The organism is Pseudomonas sp. TNT2022 ID1044, assembly GCF_028656895.1.
In the GTDB taxonomy this organism is placed as follows: domain Bacteria; phylum Pseudomonadota; class Gammaproteobacteria; order Pseudomonadales; family Pseudomonadaceae; genus Aquipseudomonas; species Aquipseudomonas reinekei.
Genome location: NZ_JAMDHB010000027.1, coordinates 85,430 through 100,873 on the forward strand (window position 1 = coordinate 85,430; position 15,444 = coordinate 100,873).

General features: G+C 61.9%; 17 protein-coding genes. 5 read left to right on the forward strand and 12 right to left on the reverse strand.

Going from position 1 to position 15,444, the window contains the following annotated elements:
• Window positions 1-41: 41 nt before the first annotated feature.
• From dsbG to M5G20_RS27245, 4 genes are all read right to left on the reverse strand, one after another.
• Window positions 42-809 (reverse strand): thiol:disulfide interchange protein DsbG, encoded by a 768-nt coding sequence (gene dsbG, locus M5G20_RS27230; protein ID WP_150736077.1) that lies wholly within the window; start codon window positions 807-809, stop codon window positions 42-44.
• The gene (locus tag M5G20_RS27235; RefSeq protein WP_273921739.1) at window positions 785-1,639 is read right to left on the reverse strand and encodes a TlpA disulfide reductase family protein; all 855 of its coding nucleotides are present in this window, start codon (window positions 1,637-1,639) and stop codon (window positions 785-787) included. The genes dsbG and M5G20_RS27235 overlap by 25 nt, the downstream gene beginning before the upstream one ends.
• Window positions 1,639-3,381, reverse strand: a complete 1,743-nt coding sequence (gene dsbD, locus M5G20_RS27240; RefSeq protein WP_273921740.1) for a protein-disulfide reductase DsbD — start codon at window positions 3,379-3,381, stop codon at window positions 1,639-1,641. Before dsbD ends, M5G20_RS27235 begins: the two co-directional genes overlap by 1 nt.
• 121 nt (window positions 3,382-3,502) lie before the next feature.
• On the reverse strand, window positions 3,503-4,453 hold the full coding sequence (locus M5G20_RS27245) for a tetratricopeptide repeat protein (protein WP_273921741.1): 951 nt from the start codon (window positions 4,451-4,453) through the stop codon (window positions 3,503-3,505).
• A 193-nt stretch (window positions 4,454-4,646) separates the two neighbouring features.
• On the opposite strand from M5G20_RS27245, the gene M5G20_RS27250 reads away from it, so the two are divergent.
• The 5 genes from M5G20_RS27250 (at window position 4,647) to M5G20_RS27270 (ending at window position 9,041) form a co-directional block, all read left to right on the forward strand.
• Entirely contained in the window at window positions 4,647-5,327 is a 681-nt protein-coding gene (locus M5G20_RS27250; RefSeq protein WP_273921743.1) for a response regulator, read from the forward strand.
• On the forward strand, window positions 5,324-6,649 hold the full coding sequence (locus M5G20_RS27255) for an ATP-binding protein (protein WP_273921744.1): 1,326 nt from the start codon (window positions 5,324-5,326) through the stop codon (window positions 6,647-6,649). Before M5G20_RS27250 ends, M5G20_RS27255 begins: the two co-directional genes overlap by 4 nt.
• A gap of 142 nt (window positions 6,650-6,791) precedes the next feature.
• Entirely contained in the window at window positions 6,792-7,274 is a 483-nt protein-coding gene (locus M5G20_RS27260) for a GNAT family N-acetyltransferase (RefSeq protein WP_273921745.1), read from the forward strand.
• Window positions 7,275-7,331: 57 nt separating this feature from the next.
• Window positions 7,332-8,735, forward strand: coding sequence for an aspartate aminotransferase family protein (locus M5G20_RS27265; protein WP_273921746.1), 1,404 nt, complete (start codon window positions 7,332-7,334; stop codon window positions 8,733-8,735).
• Window positions 8,736-8,816: 81 nt separating this feature from the next.
• A complete protein-coding gene (locus tag M5G20_RS27270; protein WP_075948058.1) occupies window positions 8,817-9,041 on the forward strand; it encodes an MbtH family protein in 225 nt (74 codons plus the stop codon).
• Between the two features lie 66 nt (window positions 9,042-9,107).
• Here the strand turns inward: M5G20_RS27270 and M5G20_RS27275 are convergent, their stop codons facing one another.
• The 8 genes from M5G20_RS27275 to M5G20_RS27310 are packed head-to-tail and all read right to left on the reverse strand — an operon-like array spanning window position 9,108 to window position 15,344.
• Window positions 9,108-10,007: a metal ABC transporter substrate-binding protein gene (locus M5G20_RS27275; RefSeq protein WP_273921747.1), complete on the reverse strand. Its 900-nt coding sequence runs from the start codon at window positions 10,005-10,007 to the stop codon at window positions 9,108-9,110.
• Window positions 10,008-10,907 (reverse strand): metal ABC transporter permease, encoded by a 900-nt coding sequence (locus M5G20_RS27280; protein WP_273921749.1) that lies wholly within the window; start codon window positions 10,905-10,907, stop codon window positions 10,008-10,010.
• Window positions 10,907-11,752 carry a metal ABC transporter ATP-binding protein gene (locus M5G20_RS27285; protein ID WP_273921750.1) on the reverse strand — a complete coding sequence of 282 codons (846 nt, stop codon included), beginning with the start codon at window positions 11,750-11,752 and terminating at the stop codon, window positions 10,907-10,909. The genes M5G20_RS27280 and M5G20_RS27285 overlap by 1 nt, the downstream gene beginning before the upstream one ends.
• On the reverse strand, window positions 11,749-12,675 hold the full coding sequence (locus M5G20_RS27290) for a metal ABC transporter substrate-binding protein (protein ID WP_273921752.1): 927 nt from the start codon (window positions 12,673-12,675) through the stop codon (window positions 11,749-11,751). Before M5G20_RS27290 ends, M5G20_RS27285 begins: the two co-directional genes overlap by 4 nt.
• A 35-nt stretch (window positions 12,676-12,710) precedes the next feature.
• Window positions 12,711-13,283, reverse strand: a complete 573-nt coding sequence (locus tag M5G20_RS27295) for a DUF6162 family protein (RefSeq protein WP_273921753.1) — start codon at window positions 13,281-13,283, stop codon at window positions 12,711-12,713.
• Entirely contained in the window at window positions 13,280-13,609 is a 330-nt protein-coding gene (locus M5G20_RS27300; RefSeq protein ID WP_273921754.1) for a hypothetical protein, read from the reverse strand. The genes M5G20_RS27295 and M5G20_RS27300 overlap by 4 nt, the downstream gene beginning before the upstream one ends.
• Window positions 13,606-14,148, reverse strand: coding sequence for a thiamine pyrophosphate-binding protein (locus M5G20_RS27305; protein ID WP_273921755.1), 543 nt, complete (start codon window positions 14,146-14,148; stop codon window positions 13,606-13,608). Before M5G20_RS27305 ends, M5G20_RS27300 begins: the two co-directional genes overlap by 4 nt.
• A complete protein-coding gene (locus tag M5G20_RS27310; RefSeq protein ID WP_273921757.1) occupies window positions 14,145-15,344 on the reverse strand; it encodes a PepSY-associated TM helix domain-containing protein in 1,200 nt (399 codons plus the stop codon). The genes M5G20_RS27305 and M5G20_RS27310 overlap by 4 nt, the downstream gene beginning before the upstream one ends.
• Between the last annotated feature and the right edge of the window lie 100 nt (window positions 15,345-15,444).

The following is a 15,444-nucleotide window of genomic DNA, read 5'->3' on the forward strand; positions in this document are numbered from 1 at the left end:
TCCCTGTAGGAGCGAGCTTGCTCGCGATGAGGTGAGTGAAGTCACTTCGGCCCGAGAATCTTCGCCAACTTGTCCGGCGACGGCGCGCCTTGTTGCTGTTGCAGCTCACCCTTGCTGTCCATGTAGAAAATCGCCGGGGTGGCTTGCAGCTCCAGGTCTTCCATCAGCTGCATGTTTGCCGCGAGTTTCGCCTGGATCGCCGGCGGCACCTCTTTCAAGGCTTTGAGCGTACTGGCCTTGCCGGCGGATTCGTGGTCTTGCAGGGCTTTTTGCGGGTCTTTGGCGGCGAGCAGCGCGGCGGATTTGCCGGGGCTGTCTTCACGGATGATGCCGACCATGATGTGCCGCAACTGCACTTTGCCGGCCTTGACCCATGGCCGTGCCTGTTCCCAGAACATGTTGCAGTAGGGGCAGTTCGGGTCGCTGAACATGTAGACGATGCGCGGCGCATCCTTGTTGCCATCGGCGATCCAGTTGCTCGCTTCCATCTTGCCCCAGACTTCCTTGGCCATTGGCGCGTACACCAGTTTCTGCAACGGCGCGCTGCTCAGGTCGTTGCCCTCGGCGTCGTACAGATTGCCCAGCAGCACGTGCTTGCCGTCCGGCGTCAGGTACAGCGCCATGCCACGGTTCTGGTATTGCGCGGCGTAACCGCGCAAGCCGTCAGGGGCATCGAACTGACCGACGATTTTCGCGCCTTTGGCTTCGATTTTCTTGATCGCCTCGGGCAGCTCTTCGGCCTGCACCGATGGCAGGTGCAGCAGGGCGGCACCGAGGCTCAGGGTCAGCAGGTGGCGGAGGCGGGGCATGGCAGTTTCCTTGCAGAGGTGGCAGGTACGGAGTCGAAGTTTTCCAGGGCGCGGGCCAGGCTGGCGTGTGACAGCTCACCCAGATGGCTGCCCAGCAAGCGACCGTCGGTGTTATAGAACAGCGTAGTTGGCAATGCCATGGAACCCACGGCCTGGCCCAAACGGCCACTGCCGTCGAACAGCACGTTGGACAGACTCAGGCCCTGGGTTTCCAGAAACGTAGCAACGCTTTGCATGCTTTCGGCCTGATTGACGAACAGGAAGGTCAGGTCCGGGCGTTGCTGTTGAGCGTTTTCCAGCACCGGCATTTCCCGGCGGCATGGCGGACACCAGGTGGCCCACAGGTTGATCACCAGCGGGCCGCCCTTGTAGTCGGCCAATTGCACGGTTTCACCGGCGGCATTGCGCAGGGTGATTTCCGGCAGGCGTGTGCCTTGCTCGTAGATCGTCAGCGAAAACGTCGCCAGCAACCAGAACGCCAGGCCGCTGGCCACACCAAAGCCCAACGGACGGCGCAAACCCGGGCGACGCCAGCCCCGGTATACGCTGGCGAGCACCAGCGTGATCACGCCCGGCCAGGCGAGGAAACCGCCATCGCGCAGATCAATGACCTGCCAGGGACCATTGCGATAGTGGCTCCAGTAAACGGCAACGAAACCGATCCGCGCCGCGAGCATGCCGATCAGGAACAGGCTGAACAGCACCGATTCGGGGTTATCGCCTCCGCGCTTGGCCACCCGCCAACCAACAAAGGTCGCCAGTGCCAATGCACTGATCAGCAGCAGGTGGTTAAGCGCGATGGCAAAGGTGCCGAGGGTAAAGGTCAGCATTAGCGGGCGTCTCGGGTGGTGGTCCAGCGTTGCAGGAACGTCTCGGCATCGACTTCGCCAGTGATGCGCTGACTGCGACGCTCAACGCCGTCGACACCGATCCACAACAGGCTCGGCGGCCCCGGTACTTTATAGCGAGCGAGCAATTCGCGGCTGGCGGCATTGTCGGCGGTGACGTCCAGTCGGAGCAAGCGCACATCGCTCAAGGCGTCGAGCACTTTGGTTTTACCGAATACCTGTTTTTCCATGACCTTGCACGACACGCACCAGTCGGCATAGTAATCGAGCAATACCCACTGGCCCTGCGCTTGCGCGGCGTCGAGCTCCCGTTGCAGGGCTTGCGGATCCTTGATGGTGGTGAAGGCGTCATGACCGACCGGCACAGCCGCAACGGCCGTGTTTGAAGCGCGGTAAACCTGCAACGGCTTGAACAGATCATCACTGCCGCCCGCCGCGCCGATCAGCAACAGACTGCCCCACAAACCGAGCAGCAACGACGTGGCCCCGAACAGATGCGCCACGCGACCAAAACCCTCTGATTGCTTCCACGCGCTATAGGCCGCGATCACCAGCAATGCGCCGCACAAACCGACCCACAGGCTTTCGTCCAGCACCGGGCGCAGCATCAGCAACGCAGTGGCGAGGAACAGGAAGCCAAAAATGCCTTTGACCAGGTTCATCCAGGCGCCAGGCTTGGGCATGAAGCGGTTGCCGACAGTCACCAGCAACAGCAGCGGCACACCGATGCCGACACCCATGGCGAACAGGATCAGCCCGCCGTGCAAGGCATTGCCGCTTTGTGCGATGTAGAGCAGGGCGCCGGCCAGCGGTGCGGTCATGCACGGGCCGACCAGCAGACCGGACAAGGCACCCAGCACACCCGCGCCGATCAGGCTGCCGCCGCGCTGGTTGCGCGAGACATTCTCCAGGCGATCACGCACGGCCACCGGCAGTTGCAGTTCGAAAAAACCGAACATGGGCAGCGCCAACAAGACGAAAATCGCCGCGAAACTCCCTAGCAGCCACGGGTTTTGCAGCCAGGCTTGCAGGTTCGCTCCGAGGGAGGCCGCCAACACACCCATCGCCGCATAGACCAGCGCCATGCTCACCACGTAACTGCCGGCCAGTGCCACGCCACGTTTGGGGCTGGCGCCGCTGCCGACGATCAACCCGGCCAGGATCGGCAGCATCGGTAATGAGCAAGGGGTGAAGGCCAGCAACAGGCCCAGACCGAAGAACACCAGCAGGCTCCAGCCCAGCGCCCGTTGTTGCAGGTTGCTGGCCAACGCTTGATCCGGTGCTTCGTTTGTCACAACGGTTGCCACATTCTTGCCCAGATCGACAACCTGGGTCTGCGGCGGATAACACAAACCCGCATCGGCACAGCCCTGGAAACCCACCTTGATCTGGCCACTGGCCCCGGCCGGGATCTTCAGTTCCAGACCCTGTCGATAAACCTGTTGCTCACCGAAAAACTCGTCACTGTGCGCTTCGCCCTGCGGCAACGCTGGGTGCTGATCGGCAGGCAATCCGTCGAACTTCAGCCGTTTCTGATACAGGTAATAGCCGTCGGCAATCTGCCAGAACAACTGGGTTTCACCGGAGTCCAGGCGTTCAGACGTAAAAATGAAGGCTTTGCTGACCGGAAGAAAATCCGGTTTGGAATCGAATGGATTGCTGCCAGCCTGGGCTATACCCAGGCTGGCAAACAATGCCAGCAACAAGAAAACGACGTAACGCATCGACAACACCTGGGGGTTCATGATTTGCCCACGATGATGGTCGTCGATTAACCGGGTGTTAAAGCAAAAAAGCCCGCGTGCGCATTGATTGAGACAACATCGCGTTACTGGCCATGCCGAGTTAACTGATATCGCTATAGGTCAACCTGTACTCGGACATTGGCGGATGATCCGCCTCCCACTGCCGGGCAAAGACTTTGGCCGCGGCGATCTGATCGGCTGTCATGTCTGTGGCTACGGACCGGAGGTCTTGCGCTGCCAGGTTATGCACAGACAACTCCCGGGTGGTTTCAGTGATCAGCCAGAACAAGCCGTAACTTTTGACCGGGTCTTCTGTGAAGCCATATTCGTCAGTGCCATCTTCAGCGGTATAGAAACCACCGAGGGCGCGGGCATAGTTCAGCAGGGAGTGGACATTATTCATTTGGGCGCGTTTTTCCAGCCACTGGCGCCTGACAGGCAGATCCTGCTTGATGGGAGGGCGATTGGCGTACCAACTCATCGCCTGCGAAAGGCCGCCCTCTGCGGCTTTTTTCAGCAATGCGTCAATCGTCGATTCCCGTTCGATGCTGTCGGTAATGAGATTCGGGTCCGACTCGTACTTGACCGCGAGAATGTACTGGGCCTCCAGCGATCCGGCGTCGGCCGCTTTTTTAAGCACCGCAATATCCTGATCCATTTCGTACAGCGCCAGCATGGCGTCGGCATTGCCCTTATCGGCTTCTGCCTGAGCCAGCCCCCGTGCTTTGGTCAATGAGTCAGCGTCACCCAGCCGCAACAGGGCGTACACGTGATTTTGCGCCGCAGCCAGTTGATACCACTTTTTAGCGTCATCGCTCAGGCCCCGTGCGCGACGCCTGAAAACCTCGCCCAATGCGTATTGTGAAGCGCGGTCTCCGGCGGTGGCGCCGATTGTCAGATAAGGTTGCGACTGGGTGAACTCACCCAGGTCATACAAGGCCATGCCCTTGGTTGTGGCTTCCACTTGCTGATCGGTCACGCGGCCAACGTGGATGCTGATGGCCTCGCGCAGATTGAATAAGCTCCTTAACGCTGTTTCATGGGTATACATAGTTGATTCCTGTGTTGAGTTGAAATTAAGTGCTACCCGACACAGGCTATTGGGAAAGATCGGCGCGGATGCGGTAGATATGTATTGCACTGAGCCAACGTTGCCGCGTGATATTGGACCGTTGTGGACAGCAGGCATAATCTCGGGTTAATCGATCTGTTGCCTAATCGGCTTTATTTTTACGAGGCTTTCCATGCACGTACTGGTTTGTGAAGACGATGAGCTGATCGCCAGCGGCATCGTCGCCGGCCTGACCGCTCAGGGGCTGACTGTGGAGCACGTCGCCACGGCGTCCGCCGCCCGGGCGATGCTCAAGGTCGCAGCGTTCGACGTGATGGTGCTCGACCTCGGGTTGCCCGACGAAGACGGCCTCAAGTTGTTGCAGCAGCTGCGCCACAACGGTCTGGAGCTGCCGGTGCTGATCCTCACCGCCCGGGACTCGGTCACCGACCGCGTCGATGGTCTGCAGGCTGGCGCCGACGACTACCTGCTCAAGCCTTTCGACCTGCGCGAACTGGCCGCGCGCCTGCACACGCTGTTGCGACGCGTGGCGGGGCGTAGTGTCAACCTGATTGAACACGGCGCGCTGACTTACGACCCGAGCAGCCGGGAAACCAGGCTCGCCGGTCAACCGGTGGATTTGTCGCGCCGCGAACAGTCGCTGTTGCAGGCCCTGCTGCATAACCGTGGCCGGGTGCTGTCCACCGAGCAACTCAAGGACAGCGTCTACGGCTTCAACGACGAACTGGAAAGCAACGCCCTCAACGTCCATATCCATCACCTGCGCAGCAAACTGGGAAAAGGCATCGTCGAAACCGTGCGCGGTCTGGGCTATCGCCTGGGGCCGGCTGACGGCGGAGATCAATCGAAGTGATGAGTTTGCGTTTGCGCCTGAGCCTGACGCTCGGCGCCGCGTTTGCACTGATCTGGGCGCTGGCTGCGGCCTGGATGCTCAGTGACCTGCGCAACCAGATGATGTTCTCCCTCGACCAGCGCCTGGTGGCTTCGGCGCGGATGGTCGCCGGGCTGATGGAGCAGCTGCCGCCGGTACCGAGCAAGGGTGAGGGCACGCATTTCAGCGCCGAACAGCTGAACATTCCCGGCGGCATGGCGTGCCAGGTCAGTTCGTTGCGCGGGGAAATCCTCGCCCGCAGTCACACCGATCCCGGACAAACCCTGGAAGCCGAAAAAATGGGCTTCCACGACCAGATGATCGACGGCGCGCCGTGGCGCAGTTTTACCCTGGCTCGCGGCGATCTGCGCATCACCACGGCGGACCGGCAAATCGAGCGTGAGGCCTTGAACATGTCGATCCTGCTGGCCGCTTCGGTGCCGGTGGGTGTGGCGTTGCTCGGTTGCCTGTGCCTGCTGTGGCTGGGGATCGGCCAGGGACTGGCGCCGCTCAACCGTATGCGCGATGCCTTGATGCGACGCAGTCCCGACTCTCTGGAACCATTGCAGGTAAAGCCATTGCCCAGCGAGCTGCAACCGCTGCTCGACACGCAGAACCAGTTGTTCCAGCGGATCGGCAAGACCATCGAGCGTGAGCGTCGGCTGACCGGCGACGCTGCCCATGAATTGCGCAGCCCGCTGACCGCGATCAAGACCCACCTGCAGGTGGCGCGCATGACCGAAGGCGTGGCTCGGGACCAATCCCTGGCCCGGGCCGAGGAGGGCGCCGACCGCCTGCACCGCACGCTTGAACAATTGTTGTTGCTGGCCCGGGTCGAGGGCAGTTTGTCGTTCGATGACGGTGTGCAGTGCAGCGCCGAGCAAGTGGCGAAACTGGCGATTCAGGACGCGGCGGGCGGTGATCGTCAGCGCATAAAATTCCACCTGCCGACCAAGGCCTCTCAGGCGCCGGTGCAAATGCCCGCAGTGCTGTCGATTGCGGCGCTGCGCAACCTGCTGGACAACGCTTTGCGCCATACTCCCGGCGAGGGGGAAGTCGAGCTGAGCCTGCAGACCAGCGGCAACCGTGTGCAATTTGTGGTGCGCGATCACGGGCCGGGTATTGCCGAAGACGACCTGCAGCACCTGACCCAACGATTCTGGCGTAACGGTCAGAGCACCGGATGCGGTCTTGGCCTGGCGATTGTCCAGGCCATCGTACAGCGCTGCGGCTGCACGTTGCATTTCGACAGCCGACCGGACGGGTTGCGGGTTGAGCTGACCATGCCGTTGCAATCGGTCTGATAAACACAACAAGACCCTGTGGGAGCGGGCAAGCTCGCTCCCACAGAGTTTGCTGTACATCAAAAGTAACGTCTCTCCATTGGCCGCCCGGACCTCCCACGACTATCGTTCCTCAAACTCAACGGATTGAGGTAACAGCGCCATGGATGACCCCATACTCACCTGCAAGGCTACCCCGGGCGACGCCGGCATCATCAGCCGCATCATCGAGCGTTCCATCCGCGTCGGTTGCGCGCTCGACCATCGCAACCAGCCGCAAACCGTCGCGGCCTGGACCCGGAATCAAACCCACGAACATATCCGCCTTTGGCTCACGGACCCGCGTCTGTACCTCAACGTCGCGCTGTTGCAGGGCAAACCGGTCGGTGTGGCGATGGCGTCGAACGAGGGGCAGGTTGCGTTCTGCTACGTACTGCCGGAGTGGTTTCGGCGCGGGGTGGGTCAGGCGTTGGTGGGTGAACTTGAAAACTGGTTGATTGACCAGGGCCTGCGCCAGTCACGACTCAACAGCACGCGGACCGGCGAAGCCTTTTACCGGCGCCTGGGTTACCAGCCACACACCGGAACATTCACGGTGGCGGGGCTTCCTGCCATCCCCATGCACAAAGCCTTGTCGAAGGTGTAAATCCTTGAGCCCCTGATGCGTTTCCAGAACAGGAAAACCTTATTGTGGGGTCGAGAGATGTCAGTCGCTACCAGCCTTATCGAAGATCAGCCGGCCCGGGTCGCCCCGACCGAGACGCTTTATCAATTCACCGAATCGCCGTTACTGGCCCGTCAGAACCAGCAGGAATCCAACGCGCGCAGCTATCCGCGACGCATTCCCCTGGCACTCAAACGCGCCAAGGGCATCCATGTCGAAGACGTCGAAGGTCGCACGTTCATCGACTGCCTGGCCGGTGCCGGCACGCTCGCGTTAGGCCACAACCATCCGGTGGTGATCGAGGCCATTCAGCAGGTGCTGACTGACGAATTGCCACTGCACACGCTGGACCTGACCACGCCGGTCAAGGACCGGTTCGTGCAGGACCTGTTCGCCCTGTTGCCGCCAGCACTGGCGGCCGAGGCGAAGATTCAGTTCTGCGGCCCCACCGGCACCGACGCTGTGGAAGCCGCGTTGAAACTGGTGCGCACTGCCACCGGTCGCAGCACCGTGTTGTCGTTTCAGGGCGGTTACCATGGCATGAGCCAGGGCGCGTTGAGCCTGATGGGCAGCCTGGGGCCGAAAAAGCCCCTGGGTGCCTTGCTCAGCAACGGCGTGCAATTCATGCCGTACCCTTACGATTACCGTTGTCCGTTCGGGCTGGGCGGCGCGCAAGGGGTCAAGGCCAACCTCAATTACCTCGAAAATCTGTTGAGCGACCCGGAGGCCGGCGTGCAATTGCCGGCAGCGGTGATCGTTGAAGTGGTGCAGGGCGAGGGCGGGGTAATCCCGGCCGATCTGGACTGGCTGCGTGGCTTGCGCCGGATTACCGAAAAGGCGGGTGTGGCGCTGATCGTCGACGAGATCCAGAGCGGTTTCGCCCGCACTGGCAAGATGTTCGCCTTCGAGCATGCCGGGATCATTCCGGACGTGGTGGTCATGTCCAAGGCCATCGGCGGCAGCCTGCCGCTGGCAGTGGTGGTGTATCGCGACTGGCTCGACACCTGGCTGCCGGGCGCCCATGCCGGGACATTCCGCGGCAATCAGATGGCCATGGCTGCCGGGTCCGCGGTGATGCGTTATCTGGTTGAGCACAAGGTTTGCGAACACGCCGCCGCCATGGGTGAGCGCTTGAGCGAACACTTGCGCATCCTGCAGCGCGACTTCCCGCAACTGGGTGACATTCGCGGTCGTGGCTTGATGCTGGGCGTCGAACTGGTCGATCCGACCGGAGCGCTGGACGCTTTGGGGCATCCGCCTGCCTTTGCCCGTCTGGCGCCTCTGGTACAGCGCGAATGCCTCAAGCGCGGCCTGATCCTGGAGTTGGGTGGCCGGCACGGCGCGGTGGTGCGTTTCCTGCCGCCGTTGGTGATTACCGCCGCGGAAATCGACCGCGTCGCCGAGATTTTCGGCCGGGCATTGGCCGCCGCCACCGGGCTTTAAATTTTCCGGGCGCCGGAACGTTCCTTCTACATAGCGGCTGCACATCGCGTACAGCCCACCTTACAGTGATGGAGAAACAGCATGACTTCAGTTTTCGACCGCGAGGACATCCTCTTTCAGGTCGTGGTCAACCACGAAGAGCAATACTCGATCTGGCCTGACTACAAAGCCGTGCCTGAAGGCTGGCGTACCGTAGGCAAGAGCGGACTGAAGAAGGAATGCCTGGCTTACATCGAGGAAACCTGGACTGACATGCGCCCGTTGAGTTTGCGCCGGAAGATGGATGAGCAGGCTGTCGCTCACTGATCATTGATGCAAAAAAAGCCCGCTGGACCGGTGACGGTCAGCGGGTTTTTTTGTGGCCAGCGGTGATCAGCCACTCAAGCCTTTGATCACCAAATCCACATCTCCCTCCAGCTCGGCCACCGGATCAGCCGCGTCGACGCTCAACACCACCAAGCGACTGCCGGCGTCGGCGATCACCGCTTTCACCGCATCGGAAGGTTGACGATGGTGCAACACCACCGCGACGTCATTGTCCTTGAGCGTCGTACCCAGCGCCTTCAAGGCCTGCGGCGTCCACTCGGCATCCGGTCTTGCATCCAGGCCAACCAGCTCAAGATTGAGCCCGCCAATCAGATAGCCGAAATGATCGCTCAGGCTCATCACACTCAAATTGTCGGCAGCCGCCAGACGCGCTTCGCTGTCTGCGCTGAGCTTGAGCAGGCGCTGTTTCAGTGCCGCCAGATTGGCCTCGATCGCAGGCTTGGCCTTGGGCGCCAGGCGCACCAGGTCTGCCGCCATCACGTCCGCCATGCGCCCCATGTTGTTGCTGGCCAGCCACGGCTGGCTGTTCAACCCATCGACCTTGCTGCCGGGTTGGACGGCAATGCCGGGCAGGGCGCCGTCCACCGGGCGGGCGGCGTCGACTTCGACGATACGGATATTGCTGCGCCGTGAGACGGGATACAGCGGATCCTCCGGCCACAAAGAACGCAGGCCGATGACCGCATCGGCGTCGGTCGCCAGTTTGGCCAGCGCCGGCGCACCGCGGCCGGTGAAGTACGCGGTCTGACGGCTGCCCGGCAGATTGTCCGGAGCCGCGCGTTGCAGATGGACGTCGGTACCCTTGAGCAGCACTTCGCCCAGCCCGTAGGTGATTGGCAACGAGGCCAGTACGCGCAGCGGTTTGCTGTCGTCAGCGGCGAAGGATGTTGTGGCCAGCCCGCACAGGGCGACCGCCAGGGTCAGTTGTCGCAGAGAAAAAGTCATTTATCCAAGGTTCCCTTTCAGGCTGGGGACGACGCCGCGCGCGATGGCGGCCAGGGCGAAGGCGATACCAGCCACCAGAATGATCGCGGCACCGGAGGGGATCGGCAGGTCGAAGACGATCGGCGCGAGAATCCCGCACAGCGTGCTGACCGTGGCGATCAGCACCGAACACCAGAAAAAGCCCTTCAACGATTGGCTGAGCAAGCGCGCCGCAGCGGCTGGAATCACCAGCAGTGCGCCGACCAGAATCGCACCGATGACTTTCACCGCGGCGACGGTGATCAGTGTCACCAGAATCACGAACAGGTAATCCAGCGATTTCACCGCCACGCCGCGCACCGCCGCCAGTTGCGGGTTGAAACTGGCGAGCATGATGCGGTTGTACAGTGGCAAAGCCAGGGCCATCACCAGGGAACCGACGATGGCCAGCACCAGCAGGTCATTGCCATTGACCGTCAGCACCGAGCCGAACAGCACGTTTTCCAGAATGTGCACGTTGATCTTGCCCGCCAGAATCAGCAGCAGGCTCGCGCCCAGCGCCAGGGACACCGAAAGGAATACGCCAATCAAGGTGTCCGGTGCCAGGCCAGTGCGGTTGCGCAGGTAGTTGAGCAAGATGCCGAACAACAGGCAGTAGCCGAACAGGCTGCCATAGGGGCCGGTGTAGGGTTCGCCAAGCAGAATGCCGACGGCCACGCCGGTCAGTGCCGCGTGACCCACCGCTTCGGAGAAAAACGCGAAACGCTTGACCACCACCAGCGTGCCCAGACCGCCCAGCACCGGGCCGATCAACAAACCGGCGAGCAGCGCGTTGACCACAAAACCATAGGCCAGCGCTTCAGGCAGGTACCCGGAGGAGGCCCAGCCCTGGATCATCAAACGAAAGGCTTCGTAACTCATCAGGCAGCGCTCCGTGGATGGGTCGAAAACAGTGTCAGCAGTCGATCCGGGGTCAGTGCCTGTTTCGGCGTGGCATCGAACAGTACCCGGCGATTGAGGCCGGTGACGTGATCGGCCAGCCGTCCGACGGCTTCCAGATCGTGCTCGATCCACAACACGGTGATGCCCGCCGCGCGCCAGTCGCCGAGCAAGCGCTCGAACACCTGTATCCCGGCTTCATCCAGCGCCGACATCGGTTCGTCCAACACCAGCAATTGCGGCGCCGGAATCAGCCCTTGTGCCAACAACACCCGCTGACGCTCGCCACCGGACAGCGCACCCATGCGCCGCTTGCGCTTGTCCTGCATGCCGACTCGCTCCAGCGCCTCGCCAATCGCCGCGGCGTAATGCTTGCTCAGGCCGAGGAATGCCGGGCGCCGTTGACACATGGCCGCCATGAAATCGTCGACGGTCATCGGCAGGCCGCGATCAAACTCCAGGGCCTGCGGCACATAGCCGATGATCCCCGGTTCGCCCGGCCAATGCAGGCTCAGGCGACCCTGATGCGGCATCTGCCCGAGCAAAGTCTTGATCAACGAACTTTTGCCGCCACCGTTAGGCCCGACCAGCGCGTGCACGCTGCCGGGACGGACCTCAAAGGTGACCTTGTCGAGGATTGTCGTGCGACCCAATGTCAGGCTGACCTCCGAAAAATCCAGCGTCGGCCCCGAAACCTTTAGGAGCGAGCTTGCTCGCGATTGCGGTGTGTCATTTGGCAAGGACACTGACTGGCCCACCGCATTCGCGGGCAAGCCCGCTCCCACAGAGGATTCGGTGTCAGCCAGGATGGTTTCTTTCGAGGTCATTTACCCGACTCCTGAATCGCCCGGACGACCGTGTTGAGGTTGCCGGTCATTTCCTTTTCGTACTTGTCGGCGGTGTATTCGCCGTAGGAAATATGCGACAGCGGATACAGCTTCACCCCGGATTCGCGCTGAATGGTGTCGACGTAGGAAGACGGGAAATCCATTTCCGAGAAGATCACCTTCACGTCCAGCTCACGCAGTTGGTCGATGGTTTTCTTCAGCTGGCTCGGGCTCGGCTCGATGCCGTGGGCCGGCTCGACCACGGCGGTGACTTCCAGGCCGAACTCGCGCAGCAGGTAGTCGTAAGCCGCGTGCACCGTGGCCACTCGTAATTCGGCGTTGGGCGCCTGGGTCAGTTTGGCCAGGGCATCGGCGCGCATCTTGCGCAGGCGTTTGCCATAGGCACGGGCATTTTCGGTGTAGGTCCTGGCGTTGGCCGGATCGAGTTTGCCCAGCTCCCGGGCGATGTTGTTGACCTGGGCAATCGACGCGCTGATCGACAGGAAGGTGTGCGGGTTCACCACTTTGCCGGCACCGCGCGCGGCTACGCCGGTGGCGGCGAGCAGCGGCACGTTTTCGTTGGCTTCGATCACCGGCACCTGCGGCGTCTCGCTGGCGGCGATCATGCGGTCGGCAAAGTCGTCATGGCCTACACCGTTGAGCACAATCACGTCGAGCCCGCTGATGCGCTTGATGTCTTCGGCGCGGGGTTCGTAGGCATGCGGGTTGAATCCGGCCGGAATCAGCGGCACGACCTCGGCCTTGTCGCCGACGATGTTGGCCACGTAGCTGTAATACGGATGCAGGGTGATGCCGATGCGCAGGCGCTTGGCCTCGTCGGCACTGGCCAGGGGTGTCAGCAGGCAGGCCAGCAGGCCGACCAGTGTCAGGCGCAGAACAGAGCGTAGAGATGAAATAGGCATGGGAAAGCAGTCTTCTCTCGGGTGAAGGCGAGGGTTCAGTGCCGGTGCTGGCGGGTCACGCCGGCATCGAATTGCGCGACGATCTGCTGCCAGCCGGCGCTTTCGAGCGCGGCGTCACTGAGGTCGGCAGGGACCTTGAGGTCGGTGGCGCGGTTGAGCCAGATGTCGGGGGCGTCGTCCTCAGCGGTCAACCGCATCAGAAACGAGCCGGCCACGCTGGCGGTCTGGCTCTGGCCGAAATAAGCCTTGGCATCGAGCAACTGCCAGGCATGGCCACCGCGACTGACAGAGCTGGCGTCCTGGGCGAACGGCGCGAAGCCTTCATCGGCGAGGGTTGCAGGTGTCGGCAGGGTTTGTTGTTCCTGGCGCAGCAGATGAATTTCGTCCAGCGTTACCCGCAGATCGGCGTAGATGCCTTGCTCGGACGCGCTGAGGTCGCGGCGGGCATCCAACTGATGGCTGTTGACGCTGCTCACTTCCTGAGGCTCGCCGCGCCAGGCAACCACCGAACCGGCCACCGTCAGAATGATCAGGCACAACAGCAATACGTAGAGGGTTTCATGGCCGGCACCGGCCGGGCGGACGACTTGCGTGGTGGGCGTACTCATGGGGTCTCGATGTCCGCTTGGTCGATTTCGACCACGTGCCCGGGGCCTGCGTCGAACAGCACGTAGAACTCGGCGCCGGGCTTCTTGAAGGTCAGGGTCGAGTCAGCCCCAAGCTTGCCTGGCACCAGAATGGTTTCGTCGTAGCCGATCACATCCAGCGTCACGCCCGGTGCGCCGCTGCCGTCGGAGAAGCCGCCGGTGCATTTGATCTGCTCGGCGTCGATCGCCTTGCACTCGCACATCGGGTTGTGGGCCAGGGCGCTGGTGCTGAAACCGGCGCAGAGCAGCAGCACTGCGGCGCTGAGAGGGCGAATAAGGTTGATCATGGTTTACCTCCTTGAGTGCTCAGCCAGGCAAGGGTGGCGGGGGAGGCCTGGCTCAGAGGAATGGATGCCTGATGCATGGAGCCGTCCCAGCCTTCCATGGTGATCCACAGTTCGGCGTCGGCCTTGGTTTTTTTCGGGATCGGCAACATGGCGCCCATGCGGTACGGCGTGCCAAAGAAAATCACCCCGGCGGCGCGCAGGCTGCGGGGTTTACCGATGCGCAGGTAAGTGGCCTTGACCTGCTCGCGGCAACTGTCGCACAGCGCGGCGTTGAAGCTTTTCATATAGCCGGCCGGACCATCGGGGCGCGGTGCTTCATTGCGCAGCTCGGCAAGACGCACGCTCCATGGGCCGACCTGGACTTCGCCGATTTCCCGTTCGCCGAGCCCGGTGTCACCGCGAAACAGCGCGGCGTCGGCGAAGTACTTGGGCATAAAGCCCAGCGGCACCAGCAACAGCAGGACGTTGATGTGGAAACGCCATTTGTGCCAGAAGCGGCTCAGTTTCGAGGCTGGTTTTTCCGCAATGAACAGGCTCATTGGCTGACCTCCGTGGTTTCACGGCCGGTCACCGGGATATTTTCGTTGCGAGTGCGTTTGGTGCTGCGCTTGAGAGCATTGGCGGTGGCCAGGGCGGTGCGCTTGGTCCAGATCAACAGCCCGCTGAGCACCATCATGCTCAGCAGCAGGCCGAAGAAGAACCAGATCAACTTGATCCAGAGTCCGCCAAAATCACCGGTGTGCAGCGGGCGCATGGACTCGGTCACGAACTCCAGGCCCGAGCGGTCCGACAGCAGGCGCGTGGCGGCAACATCGCCGGTGTACGGGTTGATTTCGGCGGTCTGGAACATCAGTGGGTACCAGCTGCGACCACCCACCGACAGGTAGCTGTAGGCGTTGGCCGGCATGCTGACAAAGCTTTCGTCCAGACCGGGAATGCGTTCCTTGGCTTCGCGGATCGCCGCTTCCAGGCTGATCATCGGTGCCGCCGAACCGTCGGCGGTGAGCGGCACGCTCTCACGGGGCACCACAAGCGCCACCGGAGCGGTGGAGATGGAAATCTGGTTGTCGAACATGAACGCTTCGATCAGGAACCAGGTGCTGGTGACGGAAATCACCGCGATGAACCAGATCGACCAGATGCCGCTGAGACGGTGGAAATCGCCCCAGAAAATCCGTGCGCCATGGCGAATGCGCAGGGTCGGGCGCAAGAAACCTTTCCAGAAGCGCTTGTACACCACCAGCCCGGTGATCAAAGAAGCCAGCAGCGGCAGACTGAGGAACGACACCAGGTACCAGCCCCAGCTGTAGCCATTGGTGAACGGCACCAGCCACCAGCCATGCAGGGCGCGGGTGAACGCCTGGAAGTTGAATTGCGGTGCGGGGCCCTGAATGGCGCCGGTATACGGGTTGACGTAGACCGTCAGCTCACGTCCGTCGGGGTAGTTGACCCTGACGTCCAGGGCAAAGTGCGACTCGTCGGGACGACTGATGCTGTCAATGATGATATCGGGCTCGGCCTTTTTGATCGCACTGACGATCTGGTCGTAGTTGAGCCGCGGCGCATCGTCCGAAGGCTGGCTGGCGCGCATTTGCGGGTTGGCCAGCCAGACGATTTCCTGGCTCACCACGGCCAGGGTGCCGGTCACGCAGACGATCAGGACGAAAAACCAGATCGGCAGTGCCAGCCAGCTATGGACCAGGAACCAGAGTTTTGAACGGGATTTCTTCGACATGATTAGGGCGTCTTATATCGATGAAAGGCCTCTACTACGGGCTTCGCAGCGATGAGGTCCATGAAAGGCCCGGCCGTGGCTTTTGCCTACGCGACAGGAC

Bases quoted from the DNA above. Each gene is read 5' to 3' on its own strand.
- M5G20_RS27250 (WP_273921743.1), top strand. From the start codon at position 4,647: ATGCACGTACTGGTTTGTGAAGACGATGAGCTGATCGCCAGCGGCATC.
- M5G20_RS27285 (WP_273921750.1), bottom strand. From the start codon at position 11,752: ATGACCTCGAAAGAAACCATCCTGGCTGACACCGAATCCTCTGTGGGA.
- M5G20_RS27295 (WP_273921753.1), bottom strand. From the start codon at position 13,283: ATGAGTACGCCCACCACGCAAGTCGTCCGCCCGGCCGGTGCCGGCCAT.
- M5G20_RS27290 (WP_273921752.1), bottom strand. From the start codon at position 12,675: ATGCCTATTTCATCTCTACGCTCTGTTCTGCGCCTGACACTGGTCGGC.
- dsbD (WP_273921740.1), bottom strand. From the start codon at position 3,381: ATGCGTTACGTCGTTTTCTTGTTGCTGGCATTGTTTGCCAGCCTGGGT.
- M5G20_RS27310 (WP_273921757.1), bottom strand. From the start codon at position 15,344: ATGTCGAAGAAATCCCGTTCAAAACTCTGGTTCCTGGTCCATAGCTGG.
- M5G20_RS27275 (WP_273921747.1), bottom strand. From the start codon at position 10,007: ATGACTTTTTCTCTGCGACAACTGACCCTGGCGGTCGCCCTGTGCGGG.
- dsbG (WP_150736077.1), bottom strand. From the start codon at position 809: ATGCCCCGCCTCCGCCACCTGCTGACCCTGAGCCTCGGTGCCGCCCTG.
- M5G20_RS27245 (WP_273921741.1), bottom strand. From the start codon at position 4,453: ATGTATACCCATGAAACAGCGTTAAGGAGCTTATTCAATCTGCGCGAG.
- M5G20_RS27270 (WP_075948058.1), top strand. From the start codon at position 8,817: ATGACTTCAGTTTTCGACCGCGAGGACATCCTCTTTCAGGTCGTGGTC.
- M5G20_RS27280 (WP_273921749.1), bottom strand. From the start codon at position 10,907: ATGAGTTACGAAGCCTTTCGTTTGATGATCCAGGGCTGGGCCTCCTCC.
- M5G20_RS27235 (WP_273921739.1), bottom strand. From the start codon at position 1,639: ATGCTGACCTTTACCCTCGGCACCTTTGCCATCGCGCTTAACCACCTG.
- M5G20_RS27265 (WP_273921746.1), top strand. From the start codon at position 7,332: ATGTCAGTCGCTACCAGCCTTATCGAAGATCAGCCGGCCCGGGTCGCC.
- M5G20_RS27305 (WP_273921755.1), bottom strand. From the start codon at position 14,148: ATGAGCCTGTTCATTGCGGAAAAACCAGCCTCGAAACTGAGCCGCTTC.
- M5G20_RS27260 (WP_273921745.1), top strand. From the start codon at position 6,792: ATGGATGACCCCATACTCACCTGCAAGGCTACCCCGGGCGACGCCGGC.
- M5G20_RS27300 (WP_273921754.1), bottom strand. From the start codon at position 13,609: ATGATCAACCTTATTCGCCCTCTCAGCGCCGCAGTGCTGCTGCTCTGC.